Below are 15024 nucleotides of genomic sequence, written 5' to 3' on the forward strand. Positions count from 1 at the left end.
TCCTGCATCACCACCCGGCCGGCGCCGAGATTCATGTGGCCCACCTCGGAATTACCCATCTGCCCGTCGGGCAGCCCCACCTGCAGCCCGGAGGTGTGCAGCAAAGCGTGGGGATAGGTCTTGAGGAAGCGGTCCCAGTTGGGGGTGTCGGCCTGGGCGATGGCGTTGTCGGCGGTTTCGTCACGCCAGCCCCAGCCGTCCAGGATGCACAGCACGACGGGACGGGGGCGGCGGGGGGCGGCACTGGACATGGGCGGCGGACCTGTGGTGGCAAGGGGGCTTTCTGGCCGGCACCTTATACTTAATCGGTGGAATCCGCCAGTTCTAGGCGGCCGGCAGCCTGTGCCGCAGGGGCGCCGGCAGCGCCGTGAGAACTAGGCGGCGCACATGGTGCCAGAAGGCCGACAGGCTGAGCAGCAGCGAGCCCACCACCAGGGCGGTCAACGCGAAGGCCTCGGCCGAGGAACCGGCGGCCTCGAACAGGGCGGTGGCGGCGTACAGCACATAGGCCAGCGCCGAGACCAGCAGGGCGCGGCGGTCAACCGCCAGGGCGACCACGGCCAGCACCAGATAGACGGCTACGGCTCCGGCCGCTCCGCCAATGCCGCCGCCGCCGCCCAGGGCCGAGAACACCGGATGGACGATCATGGGCGCGGCGGCTAGATGCAGCCAGAACGCCACGTCGGAGCGGCGGGTCTTGCGGGCCAGATCGCCGGCATCCCACCACAGCGCCAGGGCGAACAGGGCCAGCCCGGCCACGAAGACCAGCGGCAGGAAGGCGTCGCGCAGGGCCGGCACCAGGGCGAGGCCGAGCGCCAGCAGCGCCCCAGCCCCGGCGCCCGCGCCGGCGGCGATGGTGATGGGCACCATGAAGCGCTTCCAATGGCCCCACGCGGCCAGGGCGGCGATGGCGGCCGAGGCGGCGACGCCGTAGCCGCCCCTGGCGAAGTCATCCACCCCCACCAGCCCCAGCCCGGTGGAGAACACCCCCCAGACGAAGGCCAGCAGCAGGGCGAGGCTGGGCAGGGCCATGCGGCGCCGGCGGGTGAAGTACTCGGCGAAGGCCCAGGCGGCGGCGGCCACCGCGGCGCCGCCCAGCACCGGGCTGATCTTGCCGGCCAGCCAGCCCAGGGCCGACAGCAGCAGCACGGCGGCGATGGTGACGAAGATGTCGTTGAAGCTGGTGACGAGGCGGACGCTTTCCTCGTCGGCCTCATGGGCCGTCTGCCGCCCGGCGACAAAGTCGCGGAACGCCTTCGCCGTGCCGGGAGGCAGGATTCCGGCGGCGGTGGCCGCATCAAGATCGTCGTCGCTGTACATGCCGAGGTCACCCGCTATTGCGCCGCACCATAGAGCATGGCGGGGGCAAGGATGACAAGGACCAGGGATGCGCGAAGGGACGAGTTCCTTCGCTTCTTTCCCCCTATTCCCGCCAGCCCACTTCGCGGGCCAACGCCTCCAGCACCGAGCTGGACGCCTCCCATTCCTCGGGCGGCGGCGCCCCGTCGGATTGGGCGGCGGCCCGCGCCGTGGCGATGGTTTCGGCCAGGGGGGCCAGGCCGGCGGCGGCGCGGCGGGAATCCACCTCGACCTCGTCCTCGACCGGCAGGGGCGAGAGCCTGCCGTCCTGCCAGTCCAGCTGGGTGCCGTATCTCTGCGGGCGGCCTTCCAGGGCGCGGATGCGGTCTTCCAGCATGGCGGCGTGGCGCTTAGGGACCTCGTCGCGGTTGGCGGCGGATTTCAGCAGGCCGAGGCAGCGGCGCATGAAGCTGGGCCGCGACACCGCGTGCATGGCGACCAGCCAGGCGGCCTCGGCGCCGTCGGGGCCGGCGGCATCGGCGGTGGGCCAGCCCTCGTCATCGACGATCAGCTCGAGCTCGCGGGCGTTGGATTCGTGCAGGCGGCGCAGAAGCGGCGGATAGCCGCCCACCGGCTCGCCCGATTGCAGCAATTCGAGGCGCAACGCCAGCTCGGCGTCCTTCAACGCCAGCAGGCGGTGGCGGAAATGTCCGGCCAAGGGCGGCGCTCCTGAGGGGTAGGACCTGTTCGTCGCCCCAGGCAGATAAAGGATTTACCCCCGCAGATCAACACATTGCCTGCGGGGGCGGGGGCTCCGCCCAGTAATTTCTGCCCCTCAATCGCCGGGCGGGCGCGAGCGCCCTTGGCTCCCGCGGCATAAGCCGCGCGGCCCCTTGGGCCTAACCAGTCTCGGTATCGAGACTGGTGTCAGTCGCGGGCGCCCGACAGCAGGCCCCGGGCGATGACCTGGGCCTGGATCTCGGCGGCGCCTTCGAAGATGTTGAGGATGCGGGCGTCGCACAGGATGCGCGAGATGGGATATTCCTCGGCATAGCCGTTGCCGCCGTGCACCTGGAGCGCGTTGTCGGCGTTGGCCCAGGCGACGCGCGCCGCCAGCAGCTTGGCCATGCCGGCCTCGATGTCGCAGCGGTGGCCCTCGTCCTTCTCGCGCGCCGAGAAATAGGTCAGTTGGCGGGCGACCATGGTCTCGACCGCCATCCAGGCGATCTTGCCGCCGACGCGGGGGAAGTCGTAGATGGGCTTGCCGAACTGGACGCGCTCGTTGGCGTATTTCAGGCCCACCTCCATGGCGCACTGGGCGACGCCCACGGCGCGGGCGGCGGTCTGGATGCGGGCCGACTCGAAGGTCTCCATCAGCTGCTTGAAGCCCTGGCCCTCGACGCCGCCCAGCAGGTTGGCGGCGGGAACCTTGAAGCCGTCGAAGCCCAGCTCGTATTCCTTCATGCCGCGATAGCCCAGAACCTTGATCTCGCCGCCGGTCATGCCCTCGGCCGGGAAGGGATTGGCTTCCGTGCCGCGCGGCTTCGGCGCGATCATCATGGACAGGCCCTTCCAATCCTTGGTGTCGGGATTGGTGCGGACCAGCAGGGTCATCACGTCGGTGCGCGCCGCGTGGGTGATCCAGGTCTTGTTGCCGGTGACCACGTATTCGTCGCCCTGCTTCACCGCGCGGGTGCGCAAGGACCCGAGGTCCGAGCCGGTGTTGGGCTCGGTGAACACGGCGGTGGGCAGAATCTCGCCCGAGGCGATCTTGGGCAGCCAGTACTGCTTCTGCTCCTCGGTGCCGCCGAGGCGGATCAGCTCGCCGGCGATCTCGGAGCGGGTGCCGAGCGAGCCGACGCCGATATAGCCGCGCGACAGCTCCTCGGTGACCACGCACATGGACATCTTGCCCAGGCCCAGCCCGCCGTATTCCTCCGGGAGCGTCAGGCCGAACACGCCCATCTCAGCCACATGGTCGACCACCTCGATGGGGATCAGCTCATCCCGAAGGTGCCATTCGTGGGCGTGGGGGATGACCTCGTTCTCGGCGAAGCTGCGGAACTGGTCGCGGATGAGGGCCAGGGTCTCGTCTTCCAGGCCCGGTTCGCCGAAATGGTGGCCATCCTTGATCAGCTCGGCGATGCGGGCGCGCACGGCGGCGGTGCAGCCCGAGCGGCGCAGGGCGGAGGTCGCCTCGTTGGACAGCTCGTGCACCGCCTTGGCGTCGAGGCCCAGGTCGCCGGGCCGCACGATCTCGCCCTGGCTCATGGGAATGCCACCGTAGATCTGGGCGACGTACTCGCCGTAGGCGGCCTGGAGCATCAGGGTCTCCAGCTCGCCCAGCTTGCCCTCGGCCTCGAGGCGCTTGGCCCAGCCCAGCATCTGCTGCAGCGCCGCCACGTAGGTGGCCAGCCAGGCATAGCCGTGGGCGGCGGTCTGGTTGGCGTCGAACAGGGCGCCGTTGACCTTGCCGTCCTTGCTGACCATGGCGGTGACCGAAGCCTTGGCGGCGAGCCGCAGCTTGTCGACCACCAGGGCGGCGGCCTCGCAGGTGGGGATCAGATCGGGGAGCAGGATGGCGGTCATGGCGGCGTCCTCAGACATTGGAAATGAAAAAAACCCTCTCCCGGCGTGGGGAGAGGGTTTTCACTCAAGGGTTAGCCCTCGATGCAATCCTCGACGGTGTAGCGGCCGGGCTTGTAGGCCTGGACCAGCACCGCCATGTTGCCGGGCTTGTGCTCGTTGCGCAGCATCTTCATGTGGGCCTGCGGGATGTCTTCCCACGAATAGACCTCGGACATGCAAGGGTCGATGCGGCGTTCGATCACCAGCTGGTTGGCCTGCGAGGCCTGCAGCAGGTTGGCGAAGTGGCTGCCCTGGATGCGCTTCTGGCGCATCCACACGAAGCGGGCGTCGAAGGTCAGGTTGTAGCCGGTGGTGCCGGCGCAGAACACCACCATGCCGCCGCGCTTGACCACGTTGCACGACACCGGGAAGGTGGACTCGCCGGGATGCTCGAACACGAAGTCGACGTCGTTGCCCTTGCCGGTGATGTCCCAGATGGCCTTGCCGAACTCGCGGGTCTTCTTCATGTAGTCGGAGAAGACCTTGGGGTCGCCGTCCACGTCGGGCAGCTGGCCCCAGCAATCGAAGGTCTTGCGGTTGATGACGCCCTTGGCGCCCAGGCCGAGCACGAATTCGCGCTTGTCCTCTTCCGAGATCACGCCGATGGCGTTGGCGCCCGACACGGCGATCAGCTGGATGGCCATGGAGCCCAGGCCGCCGGCGGCGCCCCACACCAGCACGTTGTGGCCGGGACGCAGCACGTGCGGACGGTGGCCGAACAGCATGCGGTAGGCGGTGGCCAGGGTCAGCGTGTAGCAGGCGCTCTCTTCCCAGGTCAGGTGCTTGGGACGCTCCATGACCTGCTGGGCCTGGACGCGGCAGAACTGGGCGAAGGAGCCGTCGGGGGTCTCGTAGCCCCAGATGCGCTGGCTGGCCGAGTTCATCGGGTCGCCGCCGTTGCATTCCTCGTCGTCGCCGTCGGTCTGGTTGCAGTGAACCACCACCTCGTCGCCGACCTTCCAGCGCTTCACCTTGGAGCCGACCTTGTAGACGATGCCCGAGGCGTCGGAACCGGCGATGTGGTAGTCGGCCTTGTGGTAGTCGAAGGGCGAGATGGGCTTGCCCAGCGCGGCCCAGACGCCGTTGTAGTTGACGCCGGCGGCCATCACCATGATCAGGACGTCATGGGAATCGATTTCGGGGGTGTCCACCACCTCGACCTGCATGGCGGTGTCGGGCTTGCCATGGCGCTCCCTGCGGATGGCCCAGGCATACATCTGCTTCGGCACATGTCCGATCGGCGGAATCTCACCCAGCTCGTAGAGATCCTTGACCACCTGCTCGCTCATCCTAGAACTCCTTGACCCTCTGGACGACACTTGCCCGACGCGGCCGGCCTCGGCGCTCGGTACACCGCCTTTTAGCGTTTTGTCGCTTTCTTCGCAATGCACAAAATGATAGTTTGTTTCGCGAAGTCGGGGGAAAGCGAAATTTTAGGTCGCACGCAGTCCTAACCCCTGGCAAAGATGCATCTTTCTTGAATGGATTCAGTCTGGAGCGCCCGATGACCGAGAAGACCGCCCGCGAAACCGCCACCCCGTCGCGTGAGAAGCCCTGGCTGTTCCGCACCTATTCGGGCCATTCCTCGGCGGCCGAGTCCAACAAGCTGTACCGCACCAACCTGTCCAAGGGCCAGACCGGCCTGTCCATCGCCTTCGACCTGCCGACCCAGACCGGCTACGACAGCGATCACGCCCTGGCCAAGGGCGAGGTGGGCAAGGTGGGCGTGCCCGTCTGCCATCTCGGCGACATGATGACCCTGTTCGACGGCATCCCGCTCGAGAAGATGAACACCTCGATGACCATCAACGCGCCGGCCGCCTGGCTGCTGTCGCTGTACATCGCGGCGGCCGAGAGGCAGGGCGCCCACCGTTCGGTGCTCAACGGCACCACCCAGAACGACGTCATCAAGGAATACCTGTCGCGCGGCACCTACATCTTCGCGCCGCAGCCGTCCCTGAAGCTGACCAGCGACGTGATCGGCTTCACCTATACCGAGGTTCCCAAGTGGAACCCCATGAACGTCTGCTCCTATCACCTGCAGGAAGCCGGCGCCACGCCGGAGCAGGAGCTGGCCTACGCCCTGGCCACCGCCATCGCCGTGCTCGACACCGTGCGCCCCACCGTGCCCGCCGCCGATTTCGAGCAGGTGGTCAGCCGCATCAGCTTCTTCGTCAACGCCGGCATCCGCTTCGTCACCGAATTGTGCAAGATGCGCGCCTTCACCGAGCTGTGGGACGAGATCTGCGTCAACCGCTACGGCGTCAAGGACGAGAAGGCCCGGCGCTTCCGCTACGGCGTCCAGGTCAACTCCTTAGGGCTTACCGAGCAGCAGCCGGAGAACAACGTCTACCGCATCGTCATGGAAATGTTGGCGGTGGTGCTGTCCAAGAATGCCCGGGCGCGGGCCGTGCAGCTTCCCGCCTGGAACGAGGCCTTAGGCTTGCCGCGCCCCTGGGACCAGCAATGGTCGCTGCGCCTGCAGCAGATCATGGCCTACGAGAGCGATCTCTTGGAATTCGGCGACATCTTCGACGGTTCGCACGAGATCACGGCCAAGGTCGAATCCCTCAAGGAGGGTGCGCGGGAGGAACTGGCGCGCCTCGACGCCATGGGCGGCGCCGTCTCGGCGGTGGAATCCAGCTACATGAAGCAGAAGCTGGTGGAATCCAACGCACGCCGCATCGGCGCCATCGAGAGCGGCGAGCAGATCGTGGTCGGCGTCAACAAGTGGACCGAGACCGAGCCTTCGCCACTGACCACCGGTGACGGCTCCATCATGACGGTGGACCCCAAGGCCGAGGCCGAGCAGATCGAACGCCTGAAGGACTTCCGCTCGACCCGCGATAAGGCGGCCGTGGACAAGGCCCTGGCCGAACTGCGCTCGGCGGCCAGCGAAGGCCGCAACGTCATGGAGCCCTCCATCGCCGCCGCCCATGCCGGCGTCACCACCGGCGAGTGGGCACAGACGCTCCGCGACGTGTTCGGCGAATACCGCGCCCCCACCGGCGTGTCCCGCGCCGCCGCCGAGGTCAAGGGCGAGAAGATGGGCGCCGTGCGCGCCCGGGTCGAGCAGGTCTCGGCCAAGCTGGGCCGCCGGGTCAAGATCCTGGTGGGCAAGCCCGGCCTGGACGGCCATTCCAACGGCGCCGAGCAGATCGCCGTGCGGGCCCGGGACGCCGGCATGGAAGTGGTCTACGAGGGTATCCGCCTGACCCCCGCCCAGATCGTCAACGCCGCGCTGGAAGAGGGCGTCCACGTGGTCGGCCTCTCGATCCTGTCGGGCAGCCACGTGCCGCTGGTGACCGAGGTGCTGGAGCGTATGAAGGCCGCCGGCCTGTCCGACATCCCGGTGGTGGCGGGCGGCATCATTCCGGCCGAGGACGAGAAGACCCTGCTGGCCGCCGGCTGCGCCCGCATCTACACGCCCAAGGATTACGACATCACCGCCATCATGGGTGACATCGTCACCCTGCTGGACGCCTCGCCCAAGGCGGCGTGATCGCCGCCTTGGGCCGGCGCACCTTATGGCGCGAGAGCCAAGGGATGCGGGACGCATCCCGCCCGGCGACTGAGGGGCGGAACTAAACGGCGAGGGGGCCATCCGGGGAAAATGGCCGGCCCCCTCGCCCAAAGCCTGTCTTCCCTGACGAGGAGGAGACGGCCCGTTCCGGCAATCTATACCGGTTCCAACTTTGACGCCAAGCGCCGGAGCGTTGCGTTTCGGTGAAGGCCGCCCTTACAGAATCGCCAGCACGCTTTCCGGCGGACGGCCCAGCGCCGCCCTGGCCCCCGCCACCACGATGGGGCGTTCGATGACGATGGGATTGGCGACCATGGCGGCGACCAGCGCCGCGTCGTCCAGCGCCGCCGCGTCGATGCCGGCCTCGGCGGCTTCCTTCCGGCGCAGGATGTCGGCGGGGCGCTTGCCCAGCAGCGACAGGATGCGGGTCAGTTCGGCGGCCGAGGGCGGCTCCTTCAGGTATTCCACCACCGTGGGGGCGATGCCCTTGTCCTCGATCAGCTTCAGCGTATCGCGCGACTTGCCGCAGCGCGGGTTGTGATAGATGGTGACCGGATCGGACATGCTTGCGCCCCTGGAGCGGTTTAAGACGATGAGTGCACTTGTCTATAATGGCGTCTTGCGGCGTCTGGCCGCCACCTTGTTGTTGCTGGCGGGGCTGACCGGCGCCGCCCTGGCCCAGACCCCGCCGCCCGCGCCCATTCCCGAACTGCCCGGCCAGATCAACGCCATCGGCGACAAGGCCGCCGACGTGGTGGTGCAGAAGCTGGCCGACCATTCGGGGCGCGACCAGTGGCGGCATACGGCGGTGATCGTCGTGGCGGCCATCGTGGCGGCCTTCGCCGCCGACCGGCTGTCGCGCGGCGCCTGGCACCGCTTCGCCGGCCGCCGGCTGTCCGACGAGCAGCGCCTGCGCATCCGCCGGCGGCTCGGCTGGCTGCGCCGCATCCTGCTGACCGGCCTGGGGGCGGCGGTGGGGCTGATGACGATCCAGTCGCTGGGCGTCTACGACGTGCTGGCGGTGCTGGGCTCGGAATGGGGGCGGCGCATCCTGTCCGGGCTGATCAACATCATCCTGGTCCTCGCCCTGGCGGTGGTGTTCTGGGAGGTGCTGCGCGCCGCCATCGAGCACTACCTGGCCGCCACCGATTCCGAGGGCAACCAGCTGCAGCGCTCGGGCCGGGTGCGCACCCTGCTGCCCCTGGTGCGCAACGCCGCCTTCATCCTCCTGGTGGTGATGGTCGGGCTGATCGTGCTGTCCGAGCTGGGGGTCAACATCGCGCCGCTGCTGGCCGGCGCCGGCGTGCTGGGCATCGCCATCGGCTTCGGCTCGCAGAAGCTGGTCCAGGACATCATCACCGGCGCCTTCATCCTGTTCGAGGACACCATGGCGGTGGGCGACGCCGTCAAGGTGGGCGAGCATGTGGGCACCGTCGAGGCCATCTCCATCCGCGCCATCAGGATCAGGGACGGCAACGGCGCGCTGCACACCGTGCCGTTCGGCGCCGTCTCGACGGTGATCAATTCCAGCCGCGGCTTCAACTACGCCGCCATCGACATCCCCGTCGCCTACGAGGTGGACACCGACAAGGCGGCCCAGGTGATTCTCGACCTGGGGGCGGAGATGCGGGGCGAGGCCGCCTGGGGCGCCATGATCATCGATCCCGTCGAGGTCCAGGGCGTCGAGCGCTTCGACGCCGCCTCGGTGGTCCTCCGGGCGCGGCTCAAGACCACGCCGGGCGACCGCATGACCCTGATCCGCGAGTTCAACCGCCGCCTCAAGCAGCGTTTCGATGCGGCGGGCATCAGTATGAGTTCGCCCCACGCCCAGAAGATGGTGTCAGACTGACGGGGACTCCTCCGCCTCGACCACCGCGCGGGCGGTTTCCCAGGAAAAGCCGGCGCGGCCCAGGGCTGCCAGGTCCTTGGCGCGGAACTCGGCCCGCTTGTCCGCCGGGCGGTAGGGGCCGAGCCGGCGGCGGCGCGCCAGGGTGAAGGCGGCCTGCAACTCGGAGTCCGGCTCCTGCCCGGCCAGGGCGGCGGCGGCGGTTTCCGTCTCCACACCCTTGGCGGCCAGGGTGGCGGCGATCAGCCGGGCGCTGGCCCCCTTGCGCCGCAAGCCCCGCACCTTGATCCCGGCATAGGCGGCATCGTCGAGATAGCCCAGGCCGGCCAGCTTGGCGATCACCGCCTCGACCAGGGGGATGGCGTCCGCGCGTTCGCCGCCCCAATGGGCGAGCGAGCGGTCCACCTTGCGCAGGAGCACCCGGCGCAGATTGGCCCTGGACGAGGAATAGCGTTCGAGATAATGCAGCGCGGCGTTCTCGAGGTATGATGGCGTGATCTTGGGTGGGGGGCGCCCTGGGGTCTTGGAGATGGAGTCGGTCATGGAAGCGAGTGTAGCATGAGAGACGATGTCGGCATCCTTCCGCCCGTGCCCCGCTCCTACGGCGTGGTCAACTGGCTGGGCACCTGGACCCTGTTGATGAAGGAGGTGCGGCGCTTCCTCAAGGTCTATTTCCAGACCATCATCGCCCCCGTGGTCACCACCTTGCTGTTCCTGTCGGTGTTCGCCCTGGCCCTGGGGCCGGTGGCCGCCGAGGTCAAGGGCGTGCCCTTCGTCCAGTTCCTGGCCCCCGGCCTGATCATGATGGCCATCGTCCAGAACGCCTTCGCCAACACCTCGTCGTCCATCATCATCGCCAAGGTCCAGGGCAACATCGTCGACATGCTGATGCCGCCGCTCACCGGTGCCGAGCAGACGGCGGCGGTGGCGCTGGGCGGCGTGGCGCGCGGCGTGGCGGTGGGGGTCGCGGTGGGCCTCGCCATGGCCCTGTTCGTGCCCATGCCGGTGGCCAATCCGGCCCTGATCGCCTATCACGCGGTGATGGGCTCGCTGATGCTGTCGCTTCTGGGGATGATGGGCGGCATCTGGGCCGACAAGTTCGACCACATGGCCGCCGTCACCAATTTCATCGTCACGCCGCTGTCGTTCCTGTCGGGCACCTTCTATTCCATCGAGCGCCTGCCGCCGGCCTTCCACGCCGTCGCCCTGGTCAATCCGTTCTTCTACATGATCGACGGATTCCGCGCCGGCTTCATCGGGGTGAGCGACGGATCGGTGGCGGTGGGTGTGGCGGCCATGGCCGTCGCCGACCTGGTCCTGCTGCTCGTCACCTGGCGCATGCTGGAGACGGGATACAAGCTGAGAAGCTGAAAACCGCCTCCCCATTGACATTTGAGGTTTTCCAACCGATATTCTGCCGCTTTCCATGAGCGCACCGGCCTTTTCGCTCGCTTCTGCGAGACCGCTGGGCATTCTCGGGAGAGTGACGTGATTCCAGTGGTGATGCCGACCTACGCGCGTGCCGACCTCGCTTTCGAGCGGGGCGAGGGTGTCTACCTGTTCACGGCCGACGGCCGGCGATATCTCGACTTCGCCGCCGGCGTCGCCGTCAACGCCCTGGGGCACTGCCATCCGCGTCTGGTCAAGGCGCTGACCGAGCAAGCCGGCCGGGTGTGGCACACCTCCAACCTCTACCGGGTGCCGGGGCAGGAAAAGGTCGCCGCCAGGCTGGTGGAACGCACCTTCGCCGACACGGTGTTCTTCTGCAATTCCGGCGCCGAGGCCCTGGAATGCAGCATCAAGATGGCCCGGCGCTTTCACTACGTCGCCGGCAATCCCCGCCGCACCCGCATCATCTGCGCCGAGGGCGCCTTCCACGGCCGCACCCTGGCCACCGTGGCGGCGGGCGGGCAGAAGAAGCACATGGAGGGGTTCGCTCCCGTCGTCGAAGGCTTCGACCACGTGCCGTTCGGCAACCTCAACGCGCTGCGCGCCGCCATCACCGAAGAGACCGCCGCCATCCTGGTGGAGCCGGTCCAGGGCGAGGGCGGCATCGTTCCCGGCGACCCCGATTACCTGCGGCGCCTGCGCGCCACCGCCGACGAGTTCGGCCTGCTGCTGATCTTCGACGAGGTGCAGACCGGCATGGGCCGTACCGGCACTCTGTTCGCCCATCAGCAGGCGGGCGTCGCTCCCGATATCATGGGGGTGGCCAAGGGCCTGGGCGGCGGCTTCCCGGTCGGCGCCTGCCTGGCGACGGAAAAGGCCGCCTCGGGCATGGTGGCCGGCACCCACGGCTCCACCTTCGGCGGTAATCCCCTGGCCATGGCGGTGGCCGGCGAGGTGCTGTCCGTCATGGACGAACCCGGCTTCCTGGAGCATGTCCAGGCCATGGGCGTCCTGCTGCGCGCCCGGGTCGAGGAGACCGCCGCCCGGTTCCCCGGCGTGGTCGACGAGGTGCGCGGCCTCGGTCTGATGCTGGGTTTCAAGCCGCGCATGCCCAACACCGAGATGGTGGCCCGGCTGGCCGGGGGCGGCCTGCTGACCGTGGGGGCGGGCGACAATATCGTGCGGCTGCTGCCGCCCCTGATCATCGATGAAAATCATGTGGACGAAGCGGTGGGCATCCTGGCCCGCGTCTTCGACGAGGTGAAATGACCCCTGTCAACGCATCGGGCGTGCCGCGCCATTTTCTTGACCTGGATGGATTCGATACGGCGACCTTGCGCCATATCCTCGATCTCGGTCTGGCCTACAAGCAGGGCAAGGGGCCCAAGGCGCCGCTGGCCGGCAAGATGCTGGCCATGATCTTCGAGAAGCCCTCGACCCGGACCCGCGTGTCCTTCGAGGTGGGTATGAAGCAGCTGGGCGGCGACGTCGTCATGCTGGCGGCGGGCGATACCCAGCTGGGCCGGGGCGAGACCATCGCCGATACCGCCCGGGTGCTGTCGCGCTTCGTCGATGCGGTGATGATCCGCACCAACCTGCCCGACAAGCTGACCGAACTGGCCCGATACGCCGACGTGCCGGTGATCAACGGCCTGACCGACCAATCCCATCCCTGCCAGGTGATGGCCGACGTCATGACCTTCGAGGAGCACCGCGGTTCCCTCAAGGGCAAGGTGGTGGCCTGGGTGGGCGACGGCAACAACGTGGCCGCCAGCTGGATTCACGCCGCTGGCCATTTCGGCTGCGAGATCAGGCTGGCCTGTCCCGACAGCCTGATGCCGTCGCGAAGCGCGGTGGATTGGGCGCGGGCCCGGGGCGCCGGCGTGGTGCTGACCACCCATCCCGCCGAGGCGGTTTCCGGCGCCCATCTGGTGGTGACCGACACCTGGGTGTCCATGGGCTGCACCGACGGCAACCGCCACGAACTGCTGGAGCCCTATCAGGTCAACGAGGCGCTGATGGCCAAGGCCGCGCCCGATGCCCTGTTCATGCATTGCCTGCCCGCCCATCGCGGCGAGGAAGTGACCGACCCGGTCATGGATGGCCCGCAATCGGTGGTGTGGGACGAGGCGGAAAACCGCCTGCACGTCCAGAAGGGAATCCTGACCTGGTGCCTGGCTTGACCGATACCGTCCTGCCCTTCTCCGTGATGGGCGGCGCCGTCCGTGGCCGCCTGGCGCGGCTGGGCGATGCGCTCGACACCATCCTCGGCGACCAGCACGCCTATCCGGTGCCGGTGGCCGCCCTGCTGGCCGAGACCATGGCCCTGGCCGCCGTGTTGGCCACCTCCATGAAGTTCGACGGCATCTTCACCCTGCAGGCCCAGGGCGACGGCCCGGTCTCGCTGCTGGTGGCCGACGTGACCAGCGGCGGCGACGTGCGCGCCCATGCCCGCTTCGACGCCGCCCGCCTGGACAAGGTGCCCGCCGCCGCGCGCGCCTCCGTGCCCGCGTTGCTGGGCAAGGGCTATCTCGCCTTCACCGTGGACCAGGGGCCGGAGACCGACCGCTACCAGGGCATCGTCGAGCTGGAAGGCCCCACCCTGGAAGATTGCGCCCGGGCTTATTTCAAGCAGTCGGAGCAACTGGACACCGCCATCGAGGCCATGGTCCGCCCGCCGGCCGATGGCCGGGGCTGGGCGGCGGCCGCGCTGATGATCCAGCGCATGCCCGCGGGGAGCGGCAGCGCCCCCATCCTGCTGGCCGAGGAAGGCGAGGAAAGCTGGCGCCGCGCCGAGATATTGCTGGGCAGCGTCACCGGCGCCGAACTGGTCGATTCCGTCCTGACGCCCGAGCAAGTGCTCTATCGCCTGTACCATGCCGAGCAGCTTGTGGTGTTCGAGGCCAAGGCCCTGCGGGCCCGCTGCCGCTGCTCGCGGACCAAGGTGGAGGCGACGCTCCGCTCGCTTCCCGCCGACGAGGTCGCCGCGGTGGCCGACGGGGACGGGCGGATCGTGGTGACCTGCGAGTTCTGCCGCGCCGACCATGTCTTCCGGCTGTCCGAGCTGCAGCATTCTTGACGGTTTGCCGCACCGCACCGATATTGAGACCGCAACCTTCGTAAGCCAAGGGGAACCCTTCCCATGATCGCTCGGCATTTCCGCCTGGTGGCGGCCGTCGTCGCCGCCCTTACGGCCAGCGCCTGCCAGAACACCAAGCCGCCCATGCAGAAGCTGCCCGAGATCAGCTTCGCCAACCTGCGGCCCTTCCAGCTGGATGTCGGGCAGCTGGAGATCGTCTCGGAATTCGTCTCGCCCGGCCGTTCCCCCCATGTCGAGCACCTGATGCCGGTCTCGCCCGAGGGCGCCATCCAGCGCTGGGCCCAGGACCGCCTGAAGCCCATGGGCAAGACCGGATCGGCCCGCGTGGTGATCAAGGACGCCCGGGTGGTCGAGGTGACGTTGGCCACCGACAAGGGCCTGAGCGGCGCCTTCAAGAAGGAGCAGGAGGTGCGCTACGACGCCGCCCTCAACGTGGCGGTGCAGATCCTCGACCCGCGCGGTATGGTCGTGGGCGAGACCATGGCCCAGGCGACGCGGTCGCGCACCGTGGCCGAGGGCATCACCCTGAACGAGCGTGACCGGGTGCTCTACGACATCAGCGAAACCCTGGCGAAGGACATCGACCAGCAGATGGTCCAGCTGATTCAGAACTATCTCGGCCGTTGGGTGAGATAGGTTGCGTAAGGATTTGGATCGAATCAGATTCCGCGCTTGACGGGCGGCGTCCGCCACCGTAAAAACGCGGCTTCCTCCGATCGGCAGATCGGGCCAATTTTCCACGGATAGCCCCGGCAGCATGGCCGAACCGGCGATCCGGCGAACGACTTGAAGCGAGGATTTTACCATGGCACGTCGCTGCGCCATCACCGGCAAGGGCGTTTTGACCGGCAACAACGTCAGCCACGCCAACAACAAGACCCGGCGTCGGTTCCTGCCCAATCTCCAGGAAGCTTCGCTGCTGTCCGACGCCCTGGGCCACGCCGTGCGCCTGCGGATCTCGACCAACGGTCTCAAGACCATCGAGCACAACGGCGGCATCGACTCCTTCCTGCTGTCCATCGCCAGCACCAAGCTGAGCGCCGAGGCCCGCCGCCTGAAGAAGCGCATCGAGCGCGCTCTGGCGAGCAAGCAGGACGCCGTCGCGGCCTAAGCTGCGTTTCGTCGTTTTCCGAAAGGGTCCGTGGGTAGCCACGGGCCCTTTTGGTGTTTCCGGCCGATGCGGCCTCCCGCCGTCCATGCTCCCTCCCCCGGCACGCCGGGGGAGGGCTGGGGTGGGGG

Annotated in this window: 14 protein-coding genes and 1 pseudogene; 8 read left to right on the forward strand and 7 right to left on the reverse strand. The window is 68.2% G+C overall.

From position 1 onward, the window contains the following. From H261_RS20640 to ccrA, 5 genes and pseudogenes are all read right to left on the reverse strand, one after another. Positions 1-251: pseudogene (locus tag H261_RS20640) on the reverse strand (2,3-bisphosphoglycerate-independent phosphoglycerate mutase); the annotation flags it as partial. 73 nt (positions 252-324) lie between these two features. Further along, positions 325-1320, reverse strand: coding sequence for a hypothetical protein (locus tag H261_RS20645; RefSeq protein WP_008621536.1), 996 nt, complete (start codon positions 1318-1320; stop codon positions 325-327). Between the two features lie 103 nt (positions 1321-1423). Further along, positions 1424-2017 (reverse strand): DUF6624 domain-containing protein, encoded by a 594-nt coding sequence (locus H261_RS20650; protein WP_008621537.1) that lies wholly within the window; start codon positions 2015-2017, stop codon positions 1424-1426. A gap of 209 nt (positions 2018-2226) precedes the next feature. After that, positions 2227-3888, reverse strand: a complete 1662-nt coding sequence (locus H261_RS20655) for an acyl-CoA dehydrogenase family protein (RefSeq protein WP_085988790.1) — start codon at positions 3886-3888, stop codon at positions 2227-2229. Positions 3889-3959: 71 nt separating this feature from the next. Next, complete coding sequence (gene ccrA, locus H261_RS20660; protein WP_008621539.1) at positions 3960-5216, reverse strand: crotonyl-CoA carboxylase/reductase; 1257 nt, start codon at positions 5214-5216, stop codon at positions 3960-3962. Between the two features lie 215 nt (positions 5217-5431). Between ccrA and H261_RS20665 the strand changes: the two genes are divergently transcribed. Next, entirely contained in the window at positions 5432-7429 is a 1998-nt protein-coding gene (locus H261_RS20665; protein WP_008621540.1) for a protein meaA, read from the forward strand. Positions 7430-7666: 237 nt separating this feature from the next. Here H261_RS20665 and arsC read toward each other — a convergent pair whose 3' ends face one another. Next, on the reverse strand, positions 7667-8014 hold the full coding sequence (gene arsC, locus H261_RS20670; protein ID WP_008621541.1) for an arsenate reductase (glutaredoxin): 348 nt from the start codon (positions 8012-8014) through the stop codon (positions 7667-7669). 28 nt (positions 8015-8042) lie between these two features. Between arsC and H261_RS20675 the strand changes: the two genes are divergently transcribed. Next, positions 8043-9299, forward strand: coding sequence for a mechanosensitive ion channel family protein (locus tag H261_RS20675; protein WP_040477072.1), 1257 nt, complete (start codon positions 8043-8045; stop codon positions 9297-9299). Here the strand turns inward: H261_RS20675 and H261_RS20680 are convergent. Next, positions 9291-9839, reverse strand: coding sequence for a regulatory protein RecX (locus tag H261_RS20680; protein WP_008621544.1), 549 nt, complete (start codon positions 9837-9839; stop codon positions 9291-9293). The genes H261_RS20675 and H261_RS20680 overlap by 9 nt on opposite strands. 15 nt (positions 9840-9854) lie before the next feature. On the opposite strand from H261_RS20680, the gene H261_RS20685 reads away from it, so the two are divergent. The 6 genes from H261_RS20685 to rpmB all read left to right on the forward strand — a co-directional run bounded on the left by H261_RS20685 (position 9855) and on the right by rpmB (position 14896). Then, positions 9855-10667, forward strand: a complete 813-nt coding sequence (locus H261_RS20685; RefSeq protein WP_008621545.1) for an ABC transporter permease — start codon at positions 9855-9857, stop codon at positions 10665-10667. A 117-nt stretch (positions 10668-10784) separates the two neighbouring features. Next, on the forward strand, positions 10785-11954 hold the full coding sequence (locus tag H261_RS20690; RefSeq protein ID WP_040477074.1) for an aspartate aminotransferase family protein: 1170 nt from the start codon (positions 10785-10787) through the stop codon (positions 11952-11954). Next, entirely contained in the window at positions 11951-12868 is a 918-nt protein-coding gene (gene argF / locus H261_RS20695; RefSeq protein WP_008621547.1) for an ornithine carbamoyltransferase, read from the forward strand. Before H261_RS20690 ends, argF begins: the two co-directional genes overlap by 4 nt. After that, positions 12865-13764, forward strand: coding sequence for an Hsp33 family molecular chaperone HslO (gene hslO / locus H261_RS20700; protein ID WP_008621548.1), 900 nt, complete (start codon positions 12865-12867; stop codon positions 13762-13764). Before argF ends, hslO begins: the two co-directional genes overlap by 4 nt. A 63-nt stretch (positions 13765-13827) precedes the next feature. Beyond that, positions 13828-14421, forward strand: a complete 594-nt coding sequence (locus tag H261_RS20705) for a hypothetical protein (RefSeq protein WP_008621551.1) — start codon at positions 13828-13830, stop codon at positions 14419-14421. 169 nt (positions 14422-14590) lie between these two features. Continuing rightward, a complete protein-coding gene (rpmB, locus tag H261_RS20710) occupies positions 14591-14896 on the forward strand; it encodes a 50S ribosomal protein L28 (RefSeq protein WP_008621552.1) in 306 nt (101 codons plus the stop codon). Positions 14897-15024 lie beyond the last annotated feature (128 nt).

It is taken from the genome of Paramagnetospirillum caucaseum (assembly GCF_000342045.1).
Lineage (GTDB): Bacteria > Pseudomonadota > Alphaproteobacteria > Rhodospirillales > Magnetospirillaceae > Phaeospirillum > Phaeospirillum caucaseum.